This is a genomic window from Polynucleobacter sp. UK-Gri1-W3, from assembly GCF_018881595.1.
GTDB lineage: Bacteria > Pseudomonadota > Gammaproteobacteria > Burkholderiales > Burkholderiaceae > Polynucleobacter.
The window spans coordinates 1-17116 of the sequence record NZ_JACVQA010000008.1 but is presented as its reverse complement, the minus strand read 5'-3'; the positions used below and the strand labels follow the sequence as shown (position 1 = coordinate 17116).

Sequence of the window (17116 nt, the reverse complement as noted above, 5' to 3'; positions counted from 1 at the left end):
GAATCAAGATTATGTCAATAGTGTGTCAAAGCAGATACGCCACTTAATCTGTTGTACTGGGACTCCAGAAGGCCTGAGTCACACAGTCCTGATCAGCAATTTTTTCAATAAGCTTATCCATCTCATCGCCGTCTACAGCCGACGCTGTTAATACTGCCTGAATCTCAACATCATCACTGCCAAATTGATGTACTTCAATATCTTGGGTTTGGTAGCCCGCCTCTTCCAGCGTTTTAATAAATTGCTTTAACGCATGCTTTTGAGCATGTTTAGGGGTGATGATATATATGGAATTTGTTACTTCAACTGAGACAGTATCCAGGGGTTGGCGATTAATGAACGTCACTACAGGACGCAAAAGCGTATTGGCTGCCAACACAAATATAGTTCCCAATCCAGCCTCCAGGATCAAGTCTGCACCAGCGCAAGCTCCTACCGCTCCTGATGCCCATAGGGTTGCTGCTGTATTAATCCCGCGAACATTACCTTCTTCACGCATGATGACGCCAGCACCTAAAAATCCAATACCTGAAACGACATAAGCCATTACATGTACAGCACCCTCATGACCGGTAAGGCGATTTGCAGCATCTACAAAAATGGCAGCTCCGATAGCAACCAAGATGTTGGTTCGCAGACCAGCAGTTCTTTGACGATATTGACGCTCTAGACCAATTAAGCCGCCAAAGAAAAAAGCGGCAGTCAGACTGATTGCAGTATCAGTCAGGGATGCATAGTTAATGTTGCTAACAAATTCCATGGTGCTAGTAATTATTTTGTGCCAAGACCTAAAGACTCTACCATTACTTTAAATACCTCAGTGTTATCTATGAAACCTTTGAATTTTTCTGATCCCGGGCCCATCGCATTCAATACGGCATCATCTGCTGTGTGCACCCCGGACTCTTGATGTGACGGCAAATTACCACCTACATGAATAGCGTCCTCCTGCAACTGAATATATTTAGGATTGGCTATATATTTACCGGAATCATCCTTAACTGCAGGAACAAATGTGCCATCTAGCTTTGGATGCAAGGTTTCATAGTGATCCGGGTAGTTGCCATAAAAGAATGCGATACGTTTAGAGACATCAATCTTATTTGGGTATCCCTGAATATCGGCCTTAGGGTAGTTTGGGTAGCCAGCATCAGCATATATGCCCACCTTTTCACGCAATGGTCCCGGCTTATCATCGTGCACCACCCCACTAATGGATCCGCTATGCGTATGGTCAGGCGTCACAATAATCAACGTGTCGGGATGTGTTTTAGCAAAGTCTTTGGCAATCTGAACCGCATTACTGAGCATGATGGTATCGAACGCCGCCCGCTCCCAATCGAGGGGATGATTAAACTTATCGATTAATGCAGCCTCCACCATCAAGAAAAATCCATTGGGATTTCTGGATAGAACATCAATCGCAGATTGCGTCATTTCCGTTAGGTCTGGTTGATTAGGGTATTGCTCAACGGTATTCTTTTTAAGATACAGACGATCTAGAGAGCCATCCATATTATCTGGATGAAACACGCCAAATAATTTTTTTGTTCCCTTGCTCTCTGAAGCCGAAAGTAGTTCTTGTTTTGTAAAGGCTAACTGATAGCCTTTTGACTTAAAGTTTTCAACCAAATTCTGCTCATCTTTGCGCTTCGAGTCCTTGGTTGACTTAGGGTAAAAGTAAGCAGAACCACCGCCTAGAATAACTTCCGCACCACTAGACAGAAGTTGATCAGCAATATATTGCTTATCGGCCCTCCGCCTTGTATGTGAAACCATAGCGCCTGGGGTTGCATCCTCCAGTTCAGCATCTGAAACGATACCAACTGCCATTTTGGTATTACGCTTGATTAATTCGGCAATTGTTTCCACCTTAGGATGCGAAAGATTGTCATTGGCACGGGATACATAAACACCCATGGCATTCACCGCTGTTTTATGGCCTGTTGTGTAAGCGCTCATTGAATTAGCGGAGTCTGTAATTAAAGAATCAGATCCCGATGTGCCAATCATTGCAGTATTTGGCATATCGTCAAAAGCCAATCGACCCTGATACTTTCCTTCTTGAATGCCCTTAGAGAGAACTCTAGCGGTAGTGCGATTGGCAATCGTCATACCATCGCCAATAAATAGAATCACATTCTTTACATGGCGAGGACCAGTAGCATAAACATCCCAATTGACTTGCAGGCGCTCTTGAGGTGCTCGGGCAACTACTTGATATTTACCAGCCTTAGATAGCTGAACATCCCTAAATAGAACGGAACTACCTTTGCCATTTTCATTCGAAATAAACTCTGATTTAGCGCTAATGATTTTATTAATCGGTGCGCCATTGAGCTCAATAATAACCTCCTCAGGATTGATTACAGAGCTAAATTCAATTTTGATGTCGAACTTAGAGCCCGCCAAAATAGAGGCTTGATCGATTGGATAAACTGCTGCAGCCTGAGCTATCCCAGCTAGACTTCCAAAGACAATAAGAAATATAGCTCTTAGAAATGGTGATGTGTTCATGGAAAAAAGGGCTTGAGAAAGGTCAAACTAGACTATCTTCTAATCAAGTGACAATTTGATGACGGCCTTACGGCACCTCACTTAGACCAAATTATGTCTTTGCAACCTTCAGCCTTCCGCTCTTCACTACCTTACGAAATAACTCAAAATCACGCTCATTCTGCTTTGCATAGGATCTGGCAAATGAATACATTGCCTCACCAAACTCTTTTTCTTGGCCGCAATACCCAGCAAGCTCAGCCGCATCGCCAGAGCGTGCGTGGCCAAGGGCGAGAGCCCAACCAAACAGTTTTGAATAGTCGGCAAAATTCTTTAAGGAAATGCCGCCTGGCCCAATCTGGATACCGCCTTTCATATCGCGTAATTGCCGAAGGTAAAACCCTTGGCTTTTATCAACATCAAACTGCATGGAACCATAATTTAAAAAGATATCTGGCGCGCCCTGAAGCAACCTCTGACCAGCTACAACACGCCGACCCATATCTCGATAAATAGATTCACCCAAATAAGGACTCAAGACAGATTTTTGAGCTTCCTTGTATTGCAAGAATAAGGCGTCGTTTTCACTATCCCCCTCAAAATATAAAAGCATGCAATTAGTACCAACACTACCAACACCAACTACCTTACGTGCAAAATCTTTCAAAAAGTAACGCCCGAATAAAATCTTGCGATCAGTCAGCAAGGTACTTGAATAATTCAGTAAAGCCTTGTCTATCAGGGAGCTCAAAGGGTGCCCAAAAGCATTCTTTTTGAAGTGCTCGATTAATGGGGGCTTATTGATAATCTTTCGATCTTTGCCAACAAGGGTAGTGAGTTTTTGCAATACCTGCACATTGCCTTGACCCTTGCCCTGCTTTAAGTAAACATCAATTTGCTTTTGATGTTCTTTGCTGAAATTCTTGCGAACATCTGCTTCACCGATGAATTCTTGCGCTAAATCCAAATAATGCATCTTGGCATATTGAGCCAGCCGTTTTTGGTACTCAGCGCATATACGCAATGCTATTTTTTTGCTTAATGCTTTATCCCCACCATTACTTTCGCAAGCAATGACTGCGCTGGTAACAAGGCGCTTCATATCCCACTCCCAACTACCGGGAAGAGTTTCGTCAAAGTCATTAATCCCAAATACCAGTCGATGTTCTGCAGTCCCAAACAGACCAAAATTTGATACATGCATATCGCCACAAAGCTGAACCGTAATATTGGTGTATGGCTGACTTGCCAAATCTTGAGCCATGATGGCCGCACCACCGCGATAAAAAGCAAAGGGGGACTGCAGCATGCGCTCATAACGAATCGGAATCAAAGACTCAATTCGAGTCTTAGCTTGATTCTCCAAAATGCTAATAGGATCAATTCGATGCTTTGGTGGTGTATATATGCCCTGCTGTGCAATGCTCACCACTTTTCGCAAGGCCTTACCATCTCCCATGCGCTTTTTAATACTGGGCCTAGGAATACTAAAAGACTCTACCGACCTAAGAACAGCAAATTGGGGTTTCTTCTGTGAGGGCATGGGCTACCTGAGCAATGGATATATCTGCCCATATTAAAGCCATTCCAGGGTCAGAGCCAGCTATGAATTGAGGTAATTTAACTTCTTCTAAATGCCGGCCGGCAGAGTAGAGAACCAAATGCTATCGTCCCCTACCGCAGGCAATATTTGGCCATATTCAACCATTTGACCTGGGTAATTTCATCAATATAAGCCCAGATCTGATGCCCAGCTAAACCAGACGCGCTCTGTAGGGCTACCTCAAGCTCAACAAGAAGTTGCCTTTTCATTTGCTCACTTCTACCGTTACGGATTTGTCCGCTCAAAAATAGATGGGGTTCATCAAGAAGAACGCCACCAATAAAGCAATCATGCAAATCCAATTGCTTAAAAATTACTTGGGCGAAGTAGGCCTCTGCACCAGTAACATCAGCATGAATTTTAGTAATTGCCTTGGCAATTGCAAATCTTTGATGGGTTGCAAGAGAGAAGCCAGCGTAATTAACGGTGTATGTAGCCATAGTGAGATTCGCTTATAAAAACTCTAGTTACATTGCTGATGAATTGAATGGAGCTCATCTTTAATTTGCAAGTGATCTAACTTATCCATCGGAAGATCAAGCAATAGCTCGATACGATTGCGCAGATCCATCTCGACTTTTCTAAAAGCATCCCATATTTCCTGCTCGCTACCTATTACGACTGCTGGATCACTAAATCCCCAATGAGCAGTCGTGGGATGGCCAAGCCAATAAGGGCACTCTTCACCAGCAGCTGAGTCACAAACAGTGATAATGAAATCCATATGTGGCGCATCATGCCTACCAAACTCATCCCAAGTTTTACTTCTGAGTAATTCGAGCGGATACCCCATCTCTCTAGCAAGCTTTAGGGCAATTGGGTGCACAAACTTCTTTGGTTTTGAGCCTGCAGAGTACCCGATAAATCGGCCATGACTTAGAGTAGTTGCGAGTGTCTCACCAAGAATGGAGCGGGCTGAGTTACCTGTGCATAAAAAGAGAATGTTATAAGGGCGAATCATGCAGCCTCAGTTAACCATACGTAATTTCAAATAATTTCATCAAGACGTAATGCATATTTTCTGTCTATCAGAAACTGACTCACTTTTGAATCATTTAGAGCAGGAATCCCAGGCTCATTCCGCCTAGACTCTGAGACAGTCATGTCCTGCACTTCATTTCTCAGCACATCAGATAAATATTTGGTGAGCGTAGCATTCATAAGCTTGGCTTTATAAAGATGATGAATGCCATCATCCTAGGCTATCTATATTTCACTTTTATTAATACCAACACTCATTTGCCAGGGCATGAAAAAAACCCAGCAAATGCTGGGCTATGAAGGAAGACAAGGCACTTTATCTTGGTCAGATGCGATCTGACGATGCAATGTACTTCTGATTCATGACATCTCGATGACTAATCGCTTAGCTACCAAGTCGATGACTGATATAACGCTTTGCGTACGCGACCCTTGCCTCACTCCATGCTTGCCATAAATGTGTTATTAATTTTTTCATATTGCATCCTTGTGGTGAAAGATTTTCAAGCGTCTCTATTTTGTAGAGAAGCAACATTGACTACACTTTGATTATTCATGGTGGAAATGACAGGGTGAAGGCGCTTTTATGACGCAATGATGTAGCTGGGATAAACTGACCTACACCTACACACATATCCAATAAGGAAATCACATGCTGGATTGGGATCTCTACGGAATTATTGCGCTCCGCTTGTCTTTGGCTTTACTGGTCGGGGCTATTCTTGGCCTCAATCGCTGGTTACACCATAAATCTGCCGGTATTCGCACACACTCTTTAGTGGCAATAGGTTCAGCGACCGCCGTCATGCTCATTAGCGACTTTGTACAAGATGACGCTCAATCAGTCAGCCGCGTTCTTCAAGGCCTTATTACCGGGCTTGGCTTTTTGGGTGCGGGTGTCATTATTCGTGAACAACGATCTCAAAGGGTTCATGGACTGACTACGGCAGCCAGCCTTTGGGCTTGCGCCCTCATCGGGGCAGCCTTTGGAGCCGGCCAATTTGCGCTTGGAGGACTGTCTTTAGGGGCGATTTTGATCACATTAATCCTTGGCGGCCCCCTAGAAAGACTGGTTGCCCAGCTCAACGGCGTCAAGAGGGGCTCTGAAATCTCAGGGGATCCCGACTAAACCCCCTTAAAACACTCAAAAAAGGGAGTTTTGTCATATTTGTTTGATAGGATTGCCATCTTCGTCAATTACAAGATAAAGCCATGAGTGACTACAGATACGCAGACGCAGTAAAACAGCTACAGGAAAGTGGCGCTATTGGACTGGTGGATCTAAAGAGCCTTCCTCATGAGGATCTTGAGGAGCTATTTGAGGAAATCAAAGTTTGGTGCCTATATGCTGGCGGCAAAACCGAGAAGCTTTCTAAAGAATCTAAAAAGAAGAAGAAAAAGAAAAAAGACTAGCCCCTAGGGAGCGATACGCTCTTTAGGAAAGCGCAGTATGAAAGTGCTGCCCTTACCTGGCGTACTTTCAATAATGAGCTGAGCTTGATGTCGGCTGGCAATATGTTTAACGATTGCTAAACCCAGGCCAGTTCCGCCCGTATCCCGAGAACGGCTTCTATCAACGCGGTAAAACCGCTCAGTAAGCCTTGAAATATGTTCCGATGCAATGCCTGGGCCACTATCTGTTACAGAAAATTCTCCCTGCCCATCAGCATTAAGCCTCCACGTAACATCGATTGCTCCTGTGTCAGGCGTATAACGAATTGCATTTGATACTAAATTACTAAACGCAGAAAGTATCTCTCTTTCATCACCCAATAAAAAAGATGGGTCAAGCACCTTAAAGCTAAAGCTATGTTTGCCTTTAGATAAAGCCTCAGCATCATTCCTAAGCAATGCCATCAAGGTTTCAACATTAACACCATTAGTGGCTGCAGGTAATGAGTTGGCCTCTAAGTTGGCTAAGGTCAATAAATCCTCAACTAAACTTTTCATGCGTTGCGCTTGCGACATCATCATGTCGAAATACTGATCACGTTGACTCTTCTCAAGGTCCAAGGTTTGGACTGTCTCCAAAAAGCCCATCAATACAGTGATAGGTGTTCTCATCTCATGAGAAACGTTTGCAACGAAATCACGACGCATTGCATCCGTTTTTTGAAGGTCAGTTACATTTTGAACTAGCAATAAATGACGTTGATTACCAAATGGAAATAACTGCAGCAGCAGACTAAGACTGCCATTTGGGCCCATTCTTTCAAGCAGCAAGGGCTCTTCAAAATTATGCTTATTAATGTATTGAATGAATTCTGGACGACGGATGAGAAAGTTAATTCGCTGCAATACATCACGTTTGAAATTCAGACCAAAAAAACGTTCTGCAATCGCATTACACCATTCAATTTGATCATTTTCATCAAGCATCAGAATGCCATTAGGCGAAGCTTGAAAAGCCTCAATAAAGCGATCATGCTGCTGCTCAATACTTCGCATTCTTTGTTTCAATGATTTGACTAAACGTTGCAGTCGAAACAAGACCTCTTCCCAAAAGCCACTAGGCAAGGACATAGACTCAACTGAGTCTGTTTGAATGGCTTTTTGAAGACGAGCTAAATTGATGTACGAATACACCAGTGGAATAGATATCAATAAAACTGATGCAAAGATAGCCCATTGAGCACCCCAGTTATAAAGAGTGATAAATGCGACTATCAGAGCAACGCAAATCAGGAAAATAAAGCGACTTAAGGCAGAAATCATAGTGCAATCTTAGACGATCTCTGGAGCATCCTAGAAATGACTAAAAAAGCCTAAAAAAATAGGCTTTAGATATCGGTTGGCATTTTGGTGATACGGTAACCACTACCCCTGACGGTCTCAATAAAACGATCACAATCCGCAGGGCTTAAGGCAGCTCTCAAACGCTTGATGTGGACATCAACAGTGCGCTCTTCAATGTAAACCTCATTACCCCAAACATTGTCTAGCAAGCTGGTTCTGGAGTGAACTCGCTCAGGGTTAGCCATAAAGTATTGGAGAAGTCGGTATTCCGTAGGGCCCAAAGAAATGGGCTTTGGGTCTGAATTGGGCCAGACTGCCAGCACTCTGTGAGAGCTCGGATCCAACTTCAAGGGTCCAACCGTCAACGGGCCAGTGTCATCTATTGGAGTTTGTCTGCGCAACAGGGCCTTAACCCTAGCAATGAGCTCCTTTGGCGAGAAAGGCTTGGTGACATAGTCATCGGCCCCAGAATCTAAACCCATAACCTTATCGGCTTCCTCGCTTTTGGCGGTGAGCATCAAAATAGGTAAACCTCTTGTGCGCTCATTGGCTCTGAGCTCTTTAGCAAACTGAACACCAGATTTACCGGGAAGCATCCAATCCAAAATCACAAGGTTAGGCAGTTGCTCTTTCATAATGCCTTGAGCAATATCAGCCTGCATTGCTTTCTCAACCTCATAACCTGCATGGGTCAAATTAATTGCAATGAGTTCTGCAATTGATGGCTCATCTTCAACTATTAGTATGCGGTGAGTCATATGAGTAAATCGCTTTATTCTTTAGTGGCTTCGCGGACCAAATCTGCATGCGGAATGTGGCGAACATCAGAGCCTTTTGCAATGTAAATTACAAATTCTGCAATGTTCTTTGCATGATCACCAATACGCTCAATTGCTTTAGCAATCGTTAACATATCAAGGCCAGTGGTAATGGTGTGGGGATCTTCAGACATATAAGTGATGAGCTTACGAACAAAACCTCTAAACTCTTCGTCAATTTGGCGATCCTCAGCCACTACTTCTGCAGCTGCAATAGTATCCAGTCTTGCAAATGCATCTAGGCTACGGCGCAATAAGGTAATCGCCATTTGTCCAGAAAGTCGAATTTCAGCAACGTTAATGTTATGTGCTGAGCCAGCCTCTATTAAGCGCTTGGTTCGCTTAGCTACACGCTCTGCTTCGTCTCCGGCACGCTCTAAATTGGTAATTGCTTTAGAGACAGCCATTACTAGGCGGAGGTCACGGGCAGTTGGCTGACGACGTGCAATAAGCTCTGTACAGGCTAAATCAATTTGAATCTCGAGATCATTAACAAGCTTTTCGTTTTCAATAACGATATTGCAAGTATCAATATCCATTTGCGTGAATGCACGCATCGCAGTAGCAATTTGTGACTCAACTAGGCCACCCATTTCAAGCAAACGGCTTGAAAGAGAATTAAGATCTGCATCAAATTGTGATGATAGGTGTTTATCTGGCATTTAATGTCTCCAATTAACCGAAGCGACCGGTAATATAGTCTTCTGTTTCTTTACGCTTAGGCTTGATAAAAATCTCATCTGTTTTACCATATTCAACCAGACTTCCTAAGTACATATAAGCAGTGTAATCGGATACGCGAGCTGCTTGTTGCATGTTGTGGGTCACGATTGCAATGGTGTACTCATGCTTAAGTTCATTAATAAGCTCTTCGATTTTTCCTGTTGAAATAGGATCCAATGCAGAAGTGGGCTCGTCTAGCAAAATCACGGATGGCTTTACTGCAACTCCTCGAGCAATACACAGTCGTTGTTGTTGACCACCCGACAGAGATAATCCGCTTTGGTTTAACTTGTCTTTAGCCTCATTCCACAGGGCTGCCTTATTCAGCGCCCACTCAACCCGCTCATCCATTTCTGAACGAGATAGCTTTTCGTATAAACGCACACCAAAGGCAATGTTTTCATAGATCGACATTGGGAATGGGGTTGGCTTTTGAAAAACCATACCAATACGTGAGCGCAGCAAGTTTAAGTCTTGGCCTGGTTCAAGGATGTTCTGGCCATAGAAGTTGATCTCACCTTCAGCGCGTTGACCAGGATAAAGGTCATACATACGATTTAAGGTGCGCAATAAAGTAGATTTACCGCAACCAGAGGGGCCAATGAATGCCGTTACTTTGCCCTGCTCAATATCAAGGTTAATATTTTTGAGGCCTTGAAAGGTGCCGTAATAAAAATTCAGATTTCTCACTTCGAGCGCGTTAATAGCTACCTGCTCTGAATGTTGAATTGTTGTTTCCACTTTACCCCCTTGACCATCAATCTTATTTAAGTCAAACATTGTTTTCATATTGCTCATCATCCTTGGACCTTCTCACGGAATACCACTCGTGCCAAAATATTTAAGCCGAGAACGGCAAAAGTGATGAGTAATGCACCACCCCAAGCCAGTTCAACCCAGTTGTCATATGGGCTCATGGCAAATTGGAAAATCACCACTGGCAAATTTGCCATTGGGGCATTCATATTGGTTGAGAAGAACTGATTATTTAGTGCCGTAAAGAGTAATGGTGCTGTTTCACCACTAACGCGCGCCAGAGCAAGCAAGATTCCAGTCATTACGCCGCTTTGCGCAGCGCGCAATGTAATCATGAAAGCTACTTTCCATTTTGGCGTACCCAAGGCGTAAGCTGCCTCACGCAAGCTACCGGGCACCAAGCGCAGCATATTTTCTGTTGTACGAACAACCACAGGAATGGCAATTAAAGCCAGCGCAATAGTTCCCGCCCACCCTGAGAAATGTCTCACTTGGGCAACCACAAATGCATATACAAACAAACCAATCACAATCGATGGCGCTGAAAGCATGATGTCAGTCACAAAGCGAGTAACAGCAGCAACCCGACTACGATCGCCGTATTCAGATAAATATAGCCCCGCTAAAACACCAATCGGCGTACTGATTAAAGTACAGGTCCCTACCAATAAAAGACTTCCAACAATGGCATTTGCAAGACCACCACCCTCAGAGCCTGGGGCTGGAGTACTTTGAGTAAACAGGGTTAAATCAATCGCTGATAGCCCCTTGAATAATAGGACACTCAAAATCCAAAGCAAAAAGACCATACCTAAAGTCATTGCACCCATCGATAGGGTCAAACCAATCTTGTTTGCACGCTTACGCTTGGCAAAAACAGCTTGATCAATATTGGACATACTGTTCATGTTTTTAATCCTTGCTTCTTCTCCATATTGTTTAGCATCCACTTAGCGCATGCCAATACAACGAAGGTGATAATAAATAGCGCCAAACCTAAGGCAAATAAAGAAGATAAATGATTGCCTGCTTCTGCCTCGCCAAATTCATTGGCAAGAGTTGAAGCAATAGATGTGCCCGGAGCAAATAGCGAAGCAGATAAACGATGCGCGTTACCAATAACAAAGGTGACTGCCATCGTTTCACCAAGCGCTCTACCCAATCCCAGCATCACACCACCAATTACACCAGCCTTGGTATAAGGGAGAACTACATTCTTGACCACTTCCCAAGTAGTGCAGCCGATACCATAAGCGGACTCTTTAAGAACTGGTGGAACGATTTCGAATACATCGCGCATAACGGATGCAATGAAAGGCAGAATCATCATTGCCAAGATTAATCCAGCACATAAAATGCCAATACCATTAAAAGCACCTGAGAATAAGATACCGAAACCAGGAATCTGACCCAAAGTTGCGGCTAAAGCAGGCTGAATATATTCAGCAAACAATGGTGCAAAAATAAATAAGCCAAACATACCGTAAATAATTGATGGGACGGCTGCAAGCAGTTCAACAGCTGTGCCCAAAGGTCTACGGAGCGGTCCCGGGCAAAGCTCTGTTAGAAATACAGCGATGCCAAAGCTCAGAGGGACAGCAATCAACAATGCAATCAAAGAAGTGACAACCGTACCATAGATGGCAATCAAACCACCAAACTCACCATTAACCACGTCCCACTCTTGTGAGAAGAAAAAGCCAGGACCAAACGTATGCAAAGCTGGCCATGCATTTATGACGAGCGAGATCAGAATGCCCATCAAAGCAATCAGAACAGATAAAGCGAAGAATTGTGTTATTCCATGGAACAAGAAGTCCTGAATTCGCTGCAATTTAGCGATCCTTAGAGCCTGTGACGTAGGCGCCGAATGAGACTGAATGATATCCATTGAGATAGGCTTATTTAAATATTAAAACAGCCCCACAACACTGTGGAGCTGTTCATTAAAGAATGTTTGATAAGAAAACCATCAAACCTTACTTAGTTACAACTTTTGTGAATACATTCTTGCGAATGAAATCAGTTGTTGCATCAGGCATTGGAACGTAATCCAACTCTTCCGCCATTTTCTTGCCATCCTTGAATGCAAAGTCAAAGAATTTAATTACTTCAGCGGCATTAGCCTTATTTTCAGGGTTCTTGTATAGCAAGATGAAGGAAGCGCCAGTGATTGGCCATGATTTAGCACCAGAAGCATTGGTAATGAATGTACCCATACCTGGAATCTTTGCCCAATCTGTACCAGCCGCTGCAGCTGCAAAGGTTGCGTCGTCAGGAGCTACGAAATTACCGTCTTTGTTTTTCAAAGAGATAAATGTCATTTTGTTTTTCTTAGCGTATGCATACTCTACATAACCTACAGAGTTCTTAACGCGGGTTACGTTAGCAGCAACACCTTCATTACCCTTACCACCTACTGTAGAAGCTGCAGGCCACTTCACATTAGCGCCTGAACCTACGGCATCTTTAAATAAAGTGCTTGTCTTTGCTAGGTAGTCGGTAAAAATTGCAGTAGTACCAGAGCCATCTGCACGAGTTACTACAGTGATTGGGCCAGAAGGAATCTTTACACCTGGGTTCATGATCGCAATGCGCTTATCACCCCAATCGGAAATCACACCTTGGAAAATGTCGGCCAATGTTGGGCCATCCAATTTGATTTCGCCTGGCTTTACACCGTCAACGTTGATCACTGGAACTACACCGCCAATAATGGCAGGAAACTGAACCATGCCATCTTTTTCTAATTCTTCAAATTTCACTGGATTGTCAGTGGCACCGAAATCTACAGTCTTTGCTTTAATTTGCTTAATACCGCCAGAAGAACCAATAGACTGATAGTTCAAATTAGAACCTGTTTTAGCTTTAAAGGCTTCAGCCCATTTGGCATAAATTGGGTATGGGAATGTTGCGCCTGCGCCCGTCATGTCCAGAGCAAATGCTGATGGAGCAAGTGAAATAGCGCTAATAACTAGTGCTTTTTTCAAAAAAGATTTCATGTGATTAGTCCTGATATTGAAACAACGCAACATTGCGATAACGAGACAATACGTTTTCACTGTGACGATTTAATGACAAAGTGTCATTAAAGAAAAATTCATTATAAATCAATGGTTTATACAATATTTTCTAGCTCGCTATGATGCAATTCGACCAACTGGGGAAGACTTAATCAGGAGATTAAATGATCCTTTTTAGCTTTAATGCAGCAAAAACTGCCGCACCAGTGATAGACATCAGAACCATGACTTCATAAAAAGATCCTCTTAATCCCGGCAGGTCCTCCATATTCATACCCATCACGCCGGTGATTAAGGTCATTGGTAAAAAGATCACCGTCATTACGGACAACACTTGCAAGTTCTTGGCATTAAATTCTGCTACGTGGGCTGCCTGCTCGTCTTGCAGTACCTTTGCGCGATCGTAAAGACTGGAAATCTCCTGAACTAAGTAGGAGAGCAAATCCAAATCATCATTCAAGCTATTTTTATCTTCCTCACTAAACCAGTATGGAAGTCGCTTTAATAAACGATGTAAAGCTATTAATTCTGGTGAAAAATGCCTACGGAGGCGGCTACATTGGATTCGTATCCTGCCAAGATTTTCATGCTCCGGAAACTCCCTTCCTTTTATAAGCTTCTCCTCGAGATCATCCATATTTTCTGAAAGATGCACTAAAAGCGTTCTCAATTGCTCAGCACGTAAATCCAGTAGCTCATGGAACAATTCAATGACAGAGGCAGGGTTGAGCTGACCACTCCTCAAGTCATACCTCAATTTGTCAGTAGTTCTCAGAGGGTGATTGCGCAGAGAAATCATCAGCTTTGGCCGAACAATCGCCCAAAGAGTTCCTAAGCTTGAGTCACCAGCCCCCTCCCCAAACTCTTGTTGAAAGTCATTCATCACCATTAAAAGGCAATCATCCAACTTTTCAATGCGCTCTAAACGACTCAGATTAACGCCCTCCTGAATCATCTCCACTACCCGCTCTGGAATCAATGGCGTGTTTTCAAGCCATCGCTGTATTTGAGAATTGGATAGATTTAAATGCAGCCAAATAGAGATATTTGGATTTTCAAGTGCCTCAGAAATTTCAAATAAAGGAATTTCATACCCATCACCTGATATGGGCATAGCCCAAGCAAACACAACGCCTGCAACTGGAAAAGGTTTTGCAATAATTTCTATAGACATCAATAAATTGTATGGCACAACTTAAATAGAGCCATGCTTGCTTGACATCAAAATGTCATGAAAGTGATCTAAACAGACTGCTTTACTAATCATCGGGCGACGTAAGATCTTTATGAAAAGCTTATGCCTTTCCCTCCTACTTGTGCCAACACTAGTTTTTGCATTTGAACCTTTAAATACCGATGATGCGGGTACCGTAAAAGCCGGAGGAAATCAGATAGAGCAGTATTTTTTCTCTATTAATCGACAAGGCGGCTCACAACAGGCGGATATTATTACGCCCGGCGAAGAGTACACCGGTCGAACAGATGCAAAGGCCTTTCCTTTTACGTACACCCGTGGATTAAGTGATCAAGTAGAGGCATCGGTCTCCGCAACCTACTTTAATGAACCAAGCGGTAATTACTCTAAATTCGCCAACTATGTGCTAGCTAGTAAGTGGCGATTTTATGAAGACGGTGATCAGGGCTACGCTCTTGCGATTAAGCCAACAGTGGTGCTACCTGCCGGCAAGCAACAACAAGTTGCTGGATTAGGTTTGGCCGCGTTTAACTATGGCGTGAACTTTATTGCCTCCAAATATTGGCAAGACATTGAGTTACACCTGAACGCTGTGTATATGCGTTCACCTTACAATACGAATTACAGCGTCGGAACTTCAACTGATCTTAATCGCACGAATATCTTTTTAGTTTCCATTGCCCCCGTTTGGTCAATAAGCAAGAGTTTGAAAATCGCATTGGATGTTGGGGCCGCGACCAATCCACCCTCATCCGAACAATACTTAAGTCATTACGCCTTGATTGCGGGAATTTATTCACTCACTGACAATATAGATCTTGGCGTGTCTTACATGCGGACTGGTTCAAGCTATGGTGAAACTTTTGCAGCGCAACAAGCTGGTGCCACACGCAGTGAAGTTGGAGTCACTTGGAGGTTTTAAATTTAAAGTAGCCTTGAATATACAAGTGTCATAATTTTGTAGCAAACTAATAGGACCCATTACCCTTGAATTGGAACAACTCGATGTTCTATCAGATTATTCCACTAGAAATAGGCTCCTTAGTAGAGCGCAACATATTTCAGCAATCAAATAAAGAGATTAAGTGCGGCATGGTCTGGAAGTTAGGTTCCGTTTTAACCAACATCAAACCTGCATTTGTTAAGTCCTATGACCCTAATATTGGAATCTGTATTGAAGATATCCCAGGCGGTGTTGTGAGCAAAACCTATGGCGGAGAAAAAGTCATTTATTTTTCAGATACCGTCGAAGAAGAAGAGCAAGATGAGTTAACCGATGTCTTTTACCAAAACAGTCAAAAGTATTCGAAGGGCTACAAAGATGCCTTCCATGATTTGGGTTGGACTAGAATAAGCTCAGAGGCCTACATATTCGGCGAGCTTGAAATTAAGGAGTTAGATGATGCCCCCATCTCTTATAAGTAAACATGAAATCACTTAAAGCCCTGTTCGTCGGCCTTCTCATCACATGCTCTTTGGCAATATCTGCGCAGTCATTGGATCCGTTTAAATTTATAGCCTTTGGTGATGTGCCCTACTCCATCCCAGAAGATTATGTTCGCTACGAAAGGGTAATTTCAGCAATCAACAAATCTAATCCGAGTTTTAGCGTCTTTGTTGGCGATACTAAATCGGGCTCTACACCATGTAGTGACGAATATAACCAAAAGGTGAAGGGCTATTTCAATCAATTTACATCTCCATTAATTTATAGCATTGGAGATAATGAATGGACTGATTGTCATCGCCCCCTGGCGGGATCTTACGACCCCCTCGAGCGTTTAGACAATCTAAGAAGTACTTTCTTCGACACACAAAAAAGTTTTGGCAAACAACAGATTAGTCTCATCAGACAGGCTGATATAGATCCAAAGCACAAGAAGTTTGTTGAGAACGCTTACTGGGTAAAAAATCATATTCTGTTTGTGAGCATACATATTCCTGGTTCAAACAATAACTTTGAACGAAATGAGCAAGCAAAAGCTGAGTACTACGACCGTAATCAGGCTAATTTAGACTGGATTCAACGTACCTTTGACCTTGCGTTAACCAAGGGATATTTGGGAATTGTTTTTTGCTACCAAGCCGATATGTTTTATACGCCTACCCAAGCAACTGATGCGGATAGCGGGTATCGAGATACATTACACGCCTTAAGTAAAAATGCGCAGGAATTCAAAAAACCAGTACTCTTAATTCATGGCGACAGTCATCGCCTTATCCTGGATCAGCCTCTAAAGACTGTAGATCAAAAACATATTCTGGAGAATGTCCTCCGCCTAGAAGTCATGGGTGCAGATCAAATCCAGGCGGTAATAATTGGGGTAAATCCAAAGTCTGAGCAACCTTTTTGCTTTACACCAATGCTACTAAGACAAAATATGAATGTTCCAAAACCCTAAAAGCCAATTAAGAGAGCTTTTATCTTATTGAAAGGTATTGGACAGTACTTTGATTTTTCAGACTATGAAATGTCATCAAAATCACATCAGCCTGTCACATTACATTTGTAAAGTGATCTTCTACTTATGGGAGATGAGGTGTAATTCTCTCGATTCTGGTTACGAATAGTTTGTGCCAACAGCCCATAGGTAACCAAATTTAATTCCTTTAGATAGCTTTATTTCTTCAGTATTAATCTGAATAGGTCAAAGAAAAACCACCTGCGTGAACTGACCCCCAAAAGTTGGACAGTTTAGTCAGGTTACCAGAAGGGATTGAGTTCGGTATTGCACCGGACTTAATCCCTTTAGTTTTTGTTTGATTCGATCATGGTTGTAGTAGT

The 17116-nt window shown here is 43.0% G+C and carries 20 protein-coding genes; 5 read left to right on the top strand and 15 right to left on the bottom strand.

The genetic code is table 11. The features are described from left to right. Positions 1-43: 43 nt before the first annotated feature. The 6 genes from ICN36_RS07945 to ICN36_RS07920 form a co-directional block, all read right to left on the bottom strand. Complete coding sequence (locus ICN36_RS07945) at positions 44-760, bottom strand: MgtC/SapB family protein (RefSeq protein ID WP_216227865.1); 717 nt, start codon at positions 758-760, stop codon at positions 44-46. Positions 761-771: 11 nt separating this feature from the next. Next, positions 772-2517: an alkaline phosphatase gene (locus ICN36_RS07940; protein ID WP_216227864.1), complete on the bottom strand. Its 1746-nt coding sequence runs from the start codon at positions 2515-2517 to the stop codon at positions 772-774. Positions 2518-2608: 91 nt separating this feature from the next. Continuing rightward, positions 2609-3955, bottom strand: a complete 1347-nt coding sequence (locus tag ICN36_RS07935) for a DUF2252 domain-containing protein (RefSeq protein ID WP_216227863.1) — start codon at positions 3953-3955, stop codon at positions 2609-2611. A 215-nt stretch (positions 3956-4170) separates the two neighbouring features. After that, entirely contained in the window at positions 4171-4539 is a 369-nt protein-coding gene (locus tag ICN36_RS07930) for a tautomerase family protein (RefSeq protein ID WP_216227862.1), read from the bottom strand. Between the two features lie 23 nt (positions 4540-4562). After that, a complete protein-coding gene (locus tag ICN36_RS07925; RefSeq protein WP_216227861.1) occupies positions 4563-5060 on the bottom strand; it encodes an arsenate reductase ArsC in 498 nt (165 codons plus the stop codon). Between the two features lie 26 nt (positions 5061-5086). Next, positions 5087-5260 (bottom strand): hypothetical protein, encoded by a 174-nt coding sequence (locus ICN36_RS07920; protein ID WP_216227860.1) that lies wholly within the window; start codon positions 5258-5260, stop codon positions 5087-5089. 472 nt (positions 5261-5732) lie between these two features. Here ICN36_RS07920 and ICN36_RS07915 point away from each other — a divergent pair, with 472 nt between their 5' ends. Then, the gene (locus tag ICN36_RS07915; RefSeq protein ID WP_216227859.1) at positions 5733-6209 is read left to right on the top strand and encodes an MgtC/SapB family protein; all 477 of its coding nucleotides are present in this window, start codon (positions 5733-5735) and stop codon (positions 6207-6209) included. 83 nt (positions 6210-6292) lie between these two features. Further along, positions 6293-6493, top strand: a complete 201-nt coding sequence (locus ICN36_RS07910; protein ID WP_216227858.1) for a hypothetical protein — start codon at positions 6293-6295, stop codon at positions 6491-6493. A gap of 3 nt (positions 6494-6496) precedes the next feature. On the opposite strand, the gene phoR is transcribed toward ICN36_RS07910, so the two are convergent. From phoR to ICN36_RS07870, 8 genes are all read right to left on the bottom strand, one after another. Beyond that, positions 6497-7795 carry a phosphate regulon sensor histidine kinase PhoR gene (gene phoR / locus ICN36_RS07905; protein ID WP_216227857.1) on the bottom strand — a complete coding sequence of 433 codons (1299 nt, stop codon included), beginning with the start codon at positions 7793-7795 and terminating at the stop codon, positions 6497-6499. A gap of 65 nt (positions 7796-7860) precedes the next feature. After that, complete coding sequence (phoB, locus tag ICN36_RS07900) at positions 7861-8574, bottom strand: phosphate regulon transcriptional regulator PhoB (RefSeq protein WP_216227856.1); 714 nt, start codon at positions 8572-8574, stop codon at positions 7861-7863. Between the two features lie 14 nt (positions 8575-8588). Beyond that, positions 8589-9296, bottom strand: a complete 708-nt coding sequence (gene phoU / locus ICN36_RS07895) for a phosphate signaling complex protein PhoU (RefSeq protein WP_216227855.1) — start codon at positions 9294-9296, stop codon at positions 8589-8591. Between the two features lie 13 nt (positions 9297-9309). Further along, positions 9310-10146: a phosphate ABC transporter ATP-binding protein PstB gene (gene pstB / locus ICN36_RS07890; protein WP_255531278.1), complete on the bottom strand. Its 837-nt coding sequence runs from the start codon at positions 10144-10146 to the stop codon at positions 9310-9312. 8 nt (positions 10147-10154) lie between these two features. Continuing rightward, a complete protein-coding gene (gene pstA, locus ICN36_RS07885; RefSeq protein ID WP_370623485.1) occupies positions 10155-11012 on the bottom strand; it encodes a phosphate ABC transporter permease PstA in 858 nt (285 codons plus the stop codon). Positions 11013-11017: 5 nt separating this feature from the next. Next, positions 11018-12004, bottom strand: coding sequence for a phosphate ABC transporter permease subunit PstC (gene pstC, locus ICN36_RS07880; protein ID WP_216227853.1), 987 nt, complete (start codon positions 12002-12004; stop codon positions 11018-11020). 88 nt (positions 12005-12092) lie between these two features. Continuing rightward, positions 12093-13115 (bottom strand): phosphate ABC transporter substrate-binding protein PstS, encoded by a 1023-nt coding sequence (gene pstS, locus ICN36_RS07875; RefSeq protein WP_216227852.1) that lies wholly within the window; start codon positions 13113-13115, stop codon positions 12093-12095. A 181-nt stretch (positions 13116-13296) separates the two neighbouring features. Then, entirely contained in the window at positions 13297-14310 is a 1014-nt protein-coding gene (locus tag ICN36_RS07870; protein ID WP_216227851.1) for a CorA family divalent cation transporter, read from the bottom strand. Between the two features lie 142 nt (positions 14311-14452). Here ICN36_RS07870 and ICN36_RS07865 point away from each other — a divergent pair, with 142 nt between their 5' ends. From ICN36_RS07865 to ICN36_RS07855, 3 genes are all read left to right on the top strand, one after another. Beyond that, entirely contained in the window at positions 14453-15253 is an 801-nt protein-coding gene (locus ICN36_RS07865) for a transporter (protein ID WP_216227850.1), read from the top strand. Between the two features lie 83 nt (positions 15254-15336). Continuing rightward, entirely contained in the window at positions 15337-15756 is a 420-nt protein-coding gene (locus ICN36_RS07860; protein ID WP_216227849.1) for a hypothetical protein, read from the top strand. Between the two features lie 2 nt (positions 15757-15758). Beyond that, a complete protein-coding gene (locus tag ICN36_RS07855; RefSeq protein ID WP_216227848.1) occupies positions 15759-16733 on the top strand; it encodes a hypothetical protein in 975 nt (324 codons plus the stop codon). Between the two features lie 297 nt (positions 16734-17030). On the opposite strand, the gene ICN36_RS07850 is transcribed toward ICN36_RS07855, so the two are convergent. Continuing rightward, a partial coding sequence (locus ICN36_RS07850) for an IS3 family transposase (RefSeq protein ID WP_216226838.1) occupies positions 17031-17116 on the bottom strand: 86 nt, incomplete at its 5' end.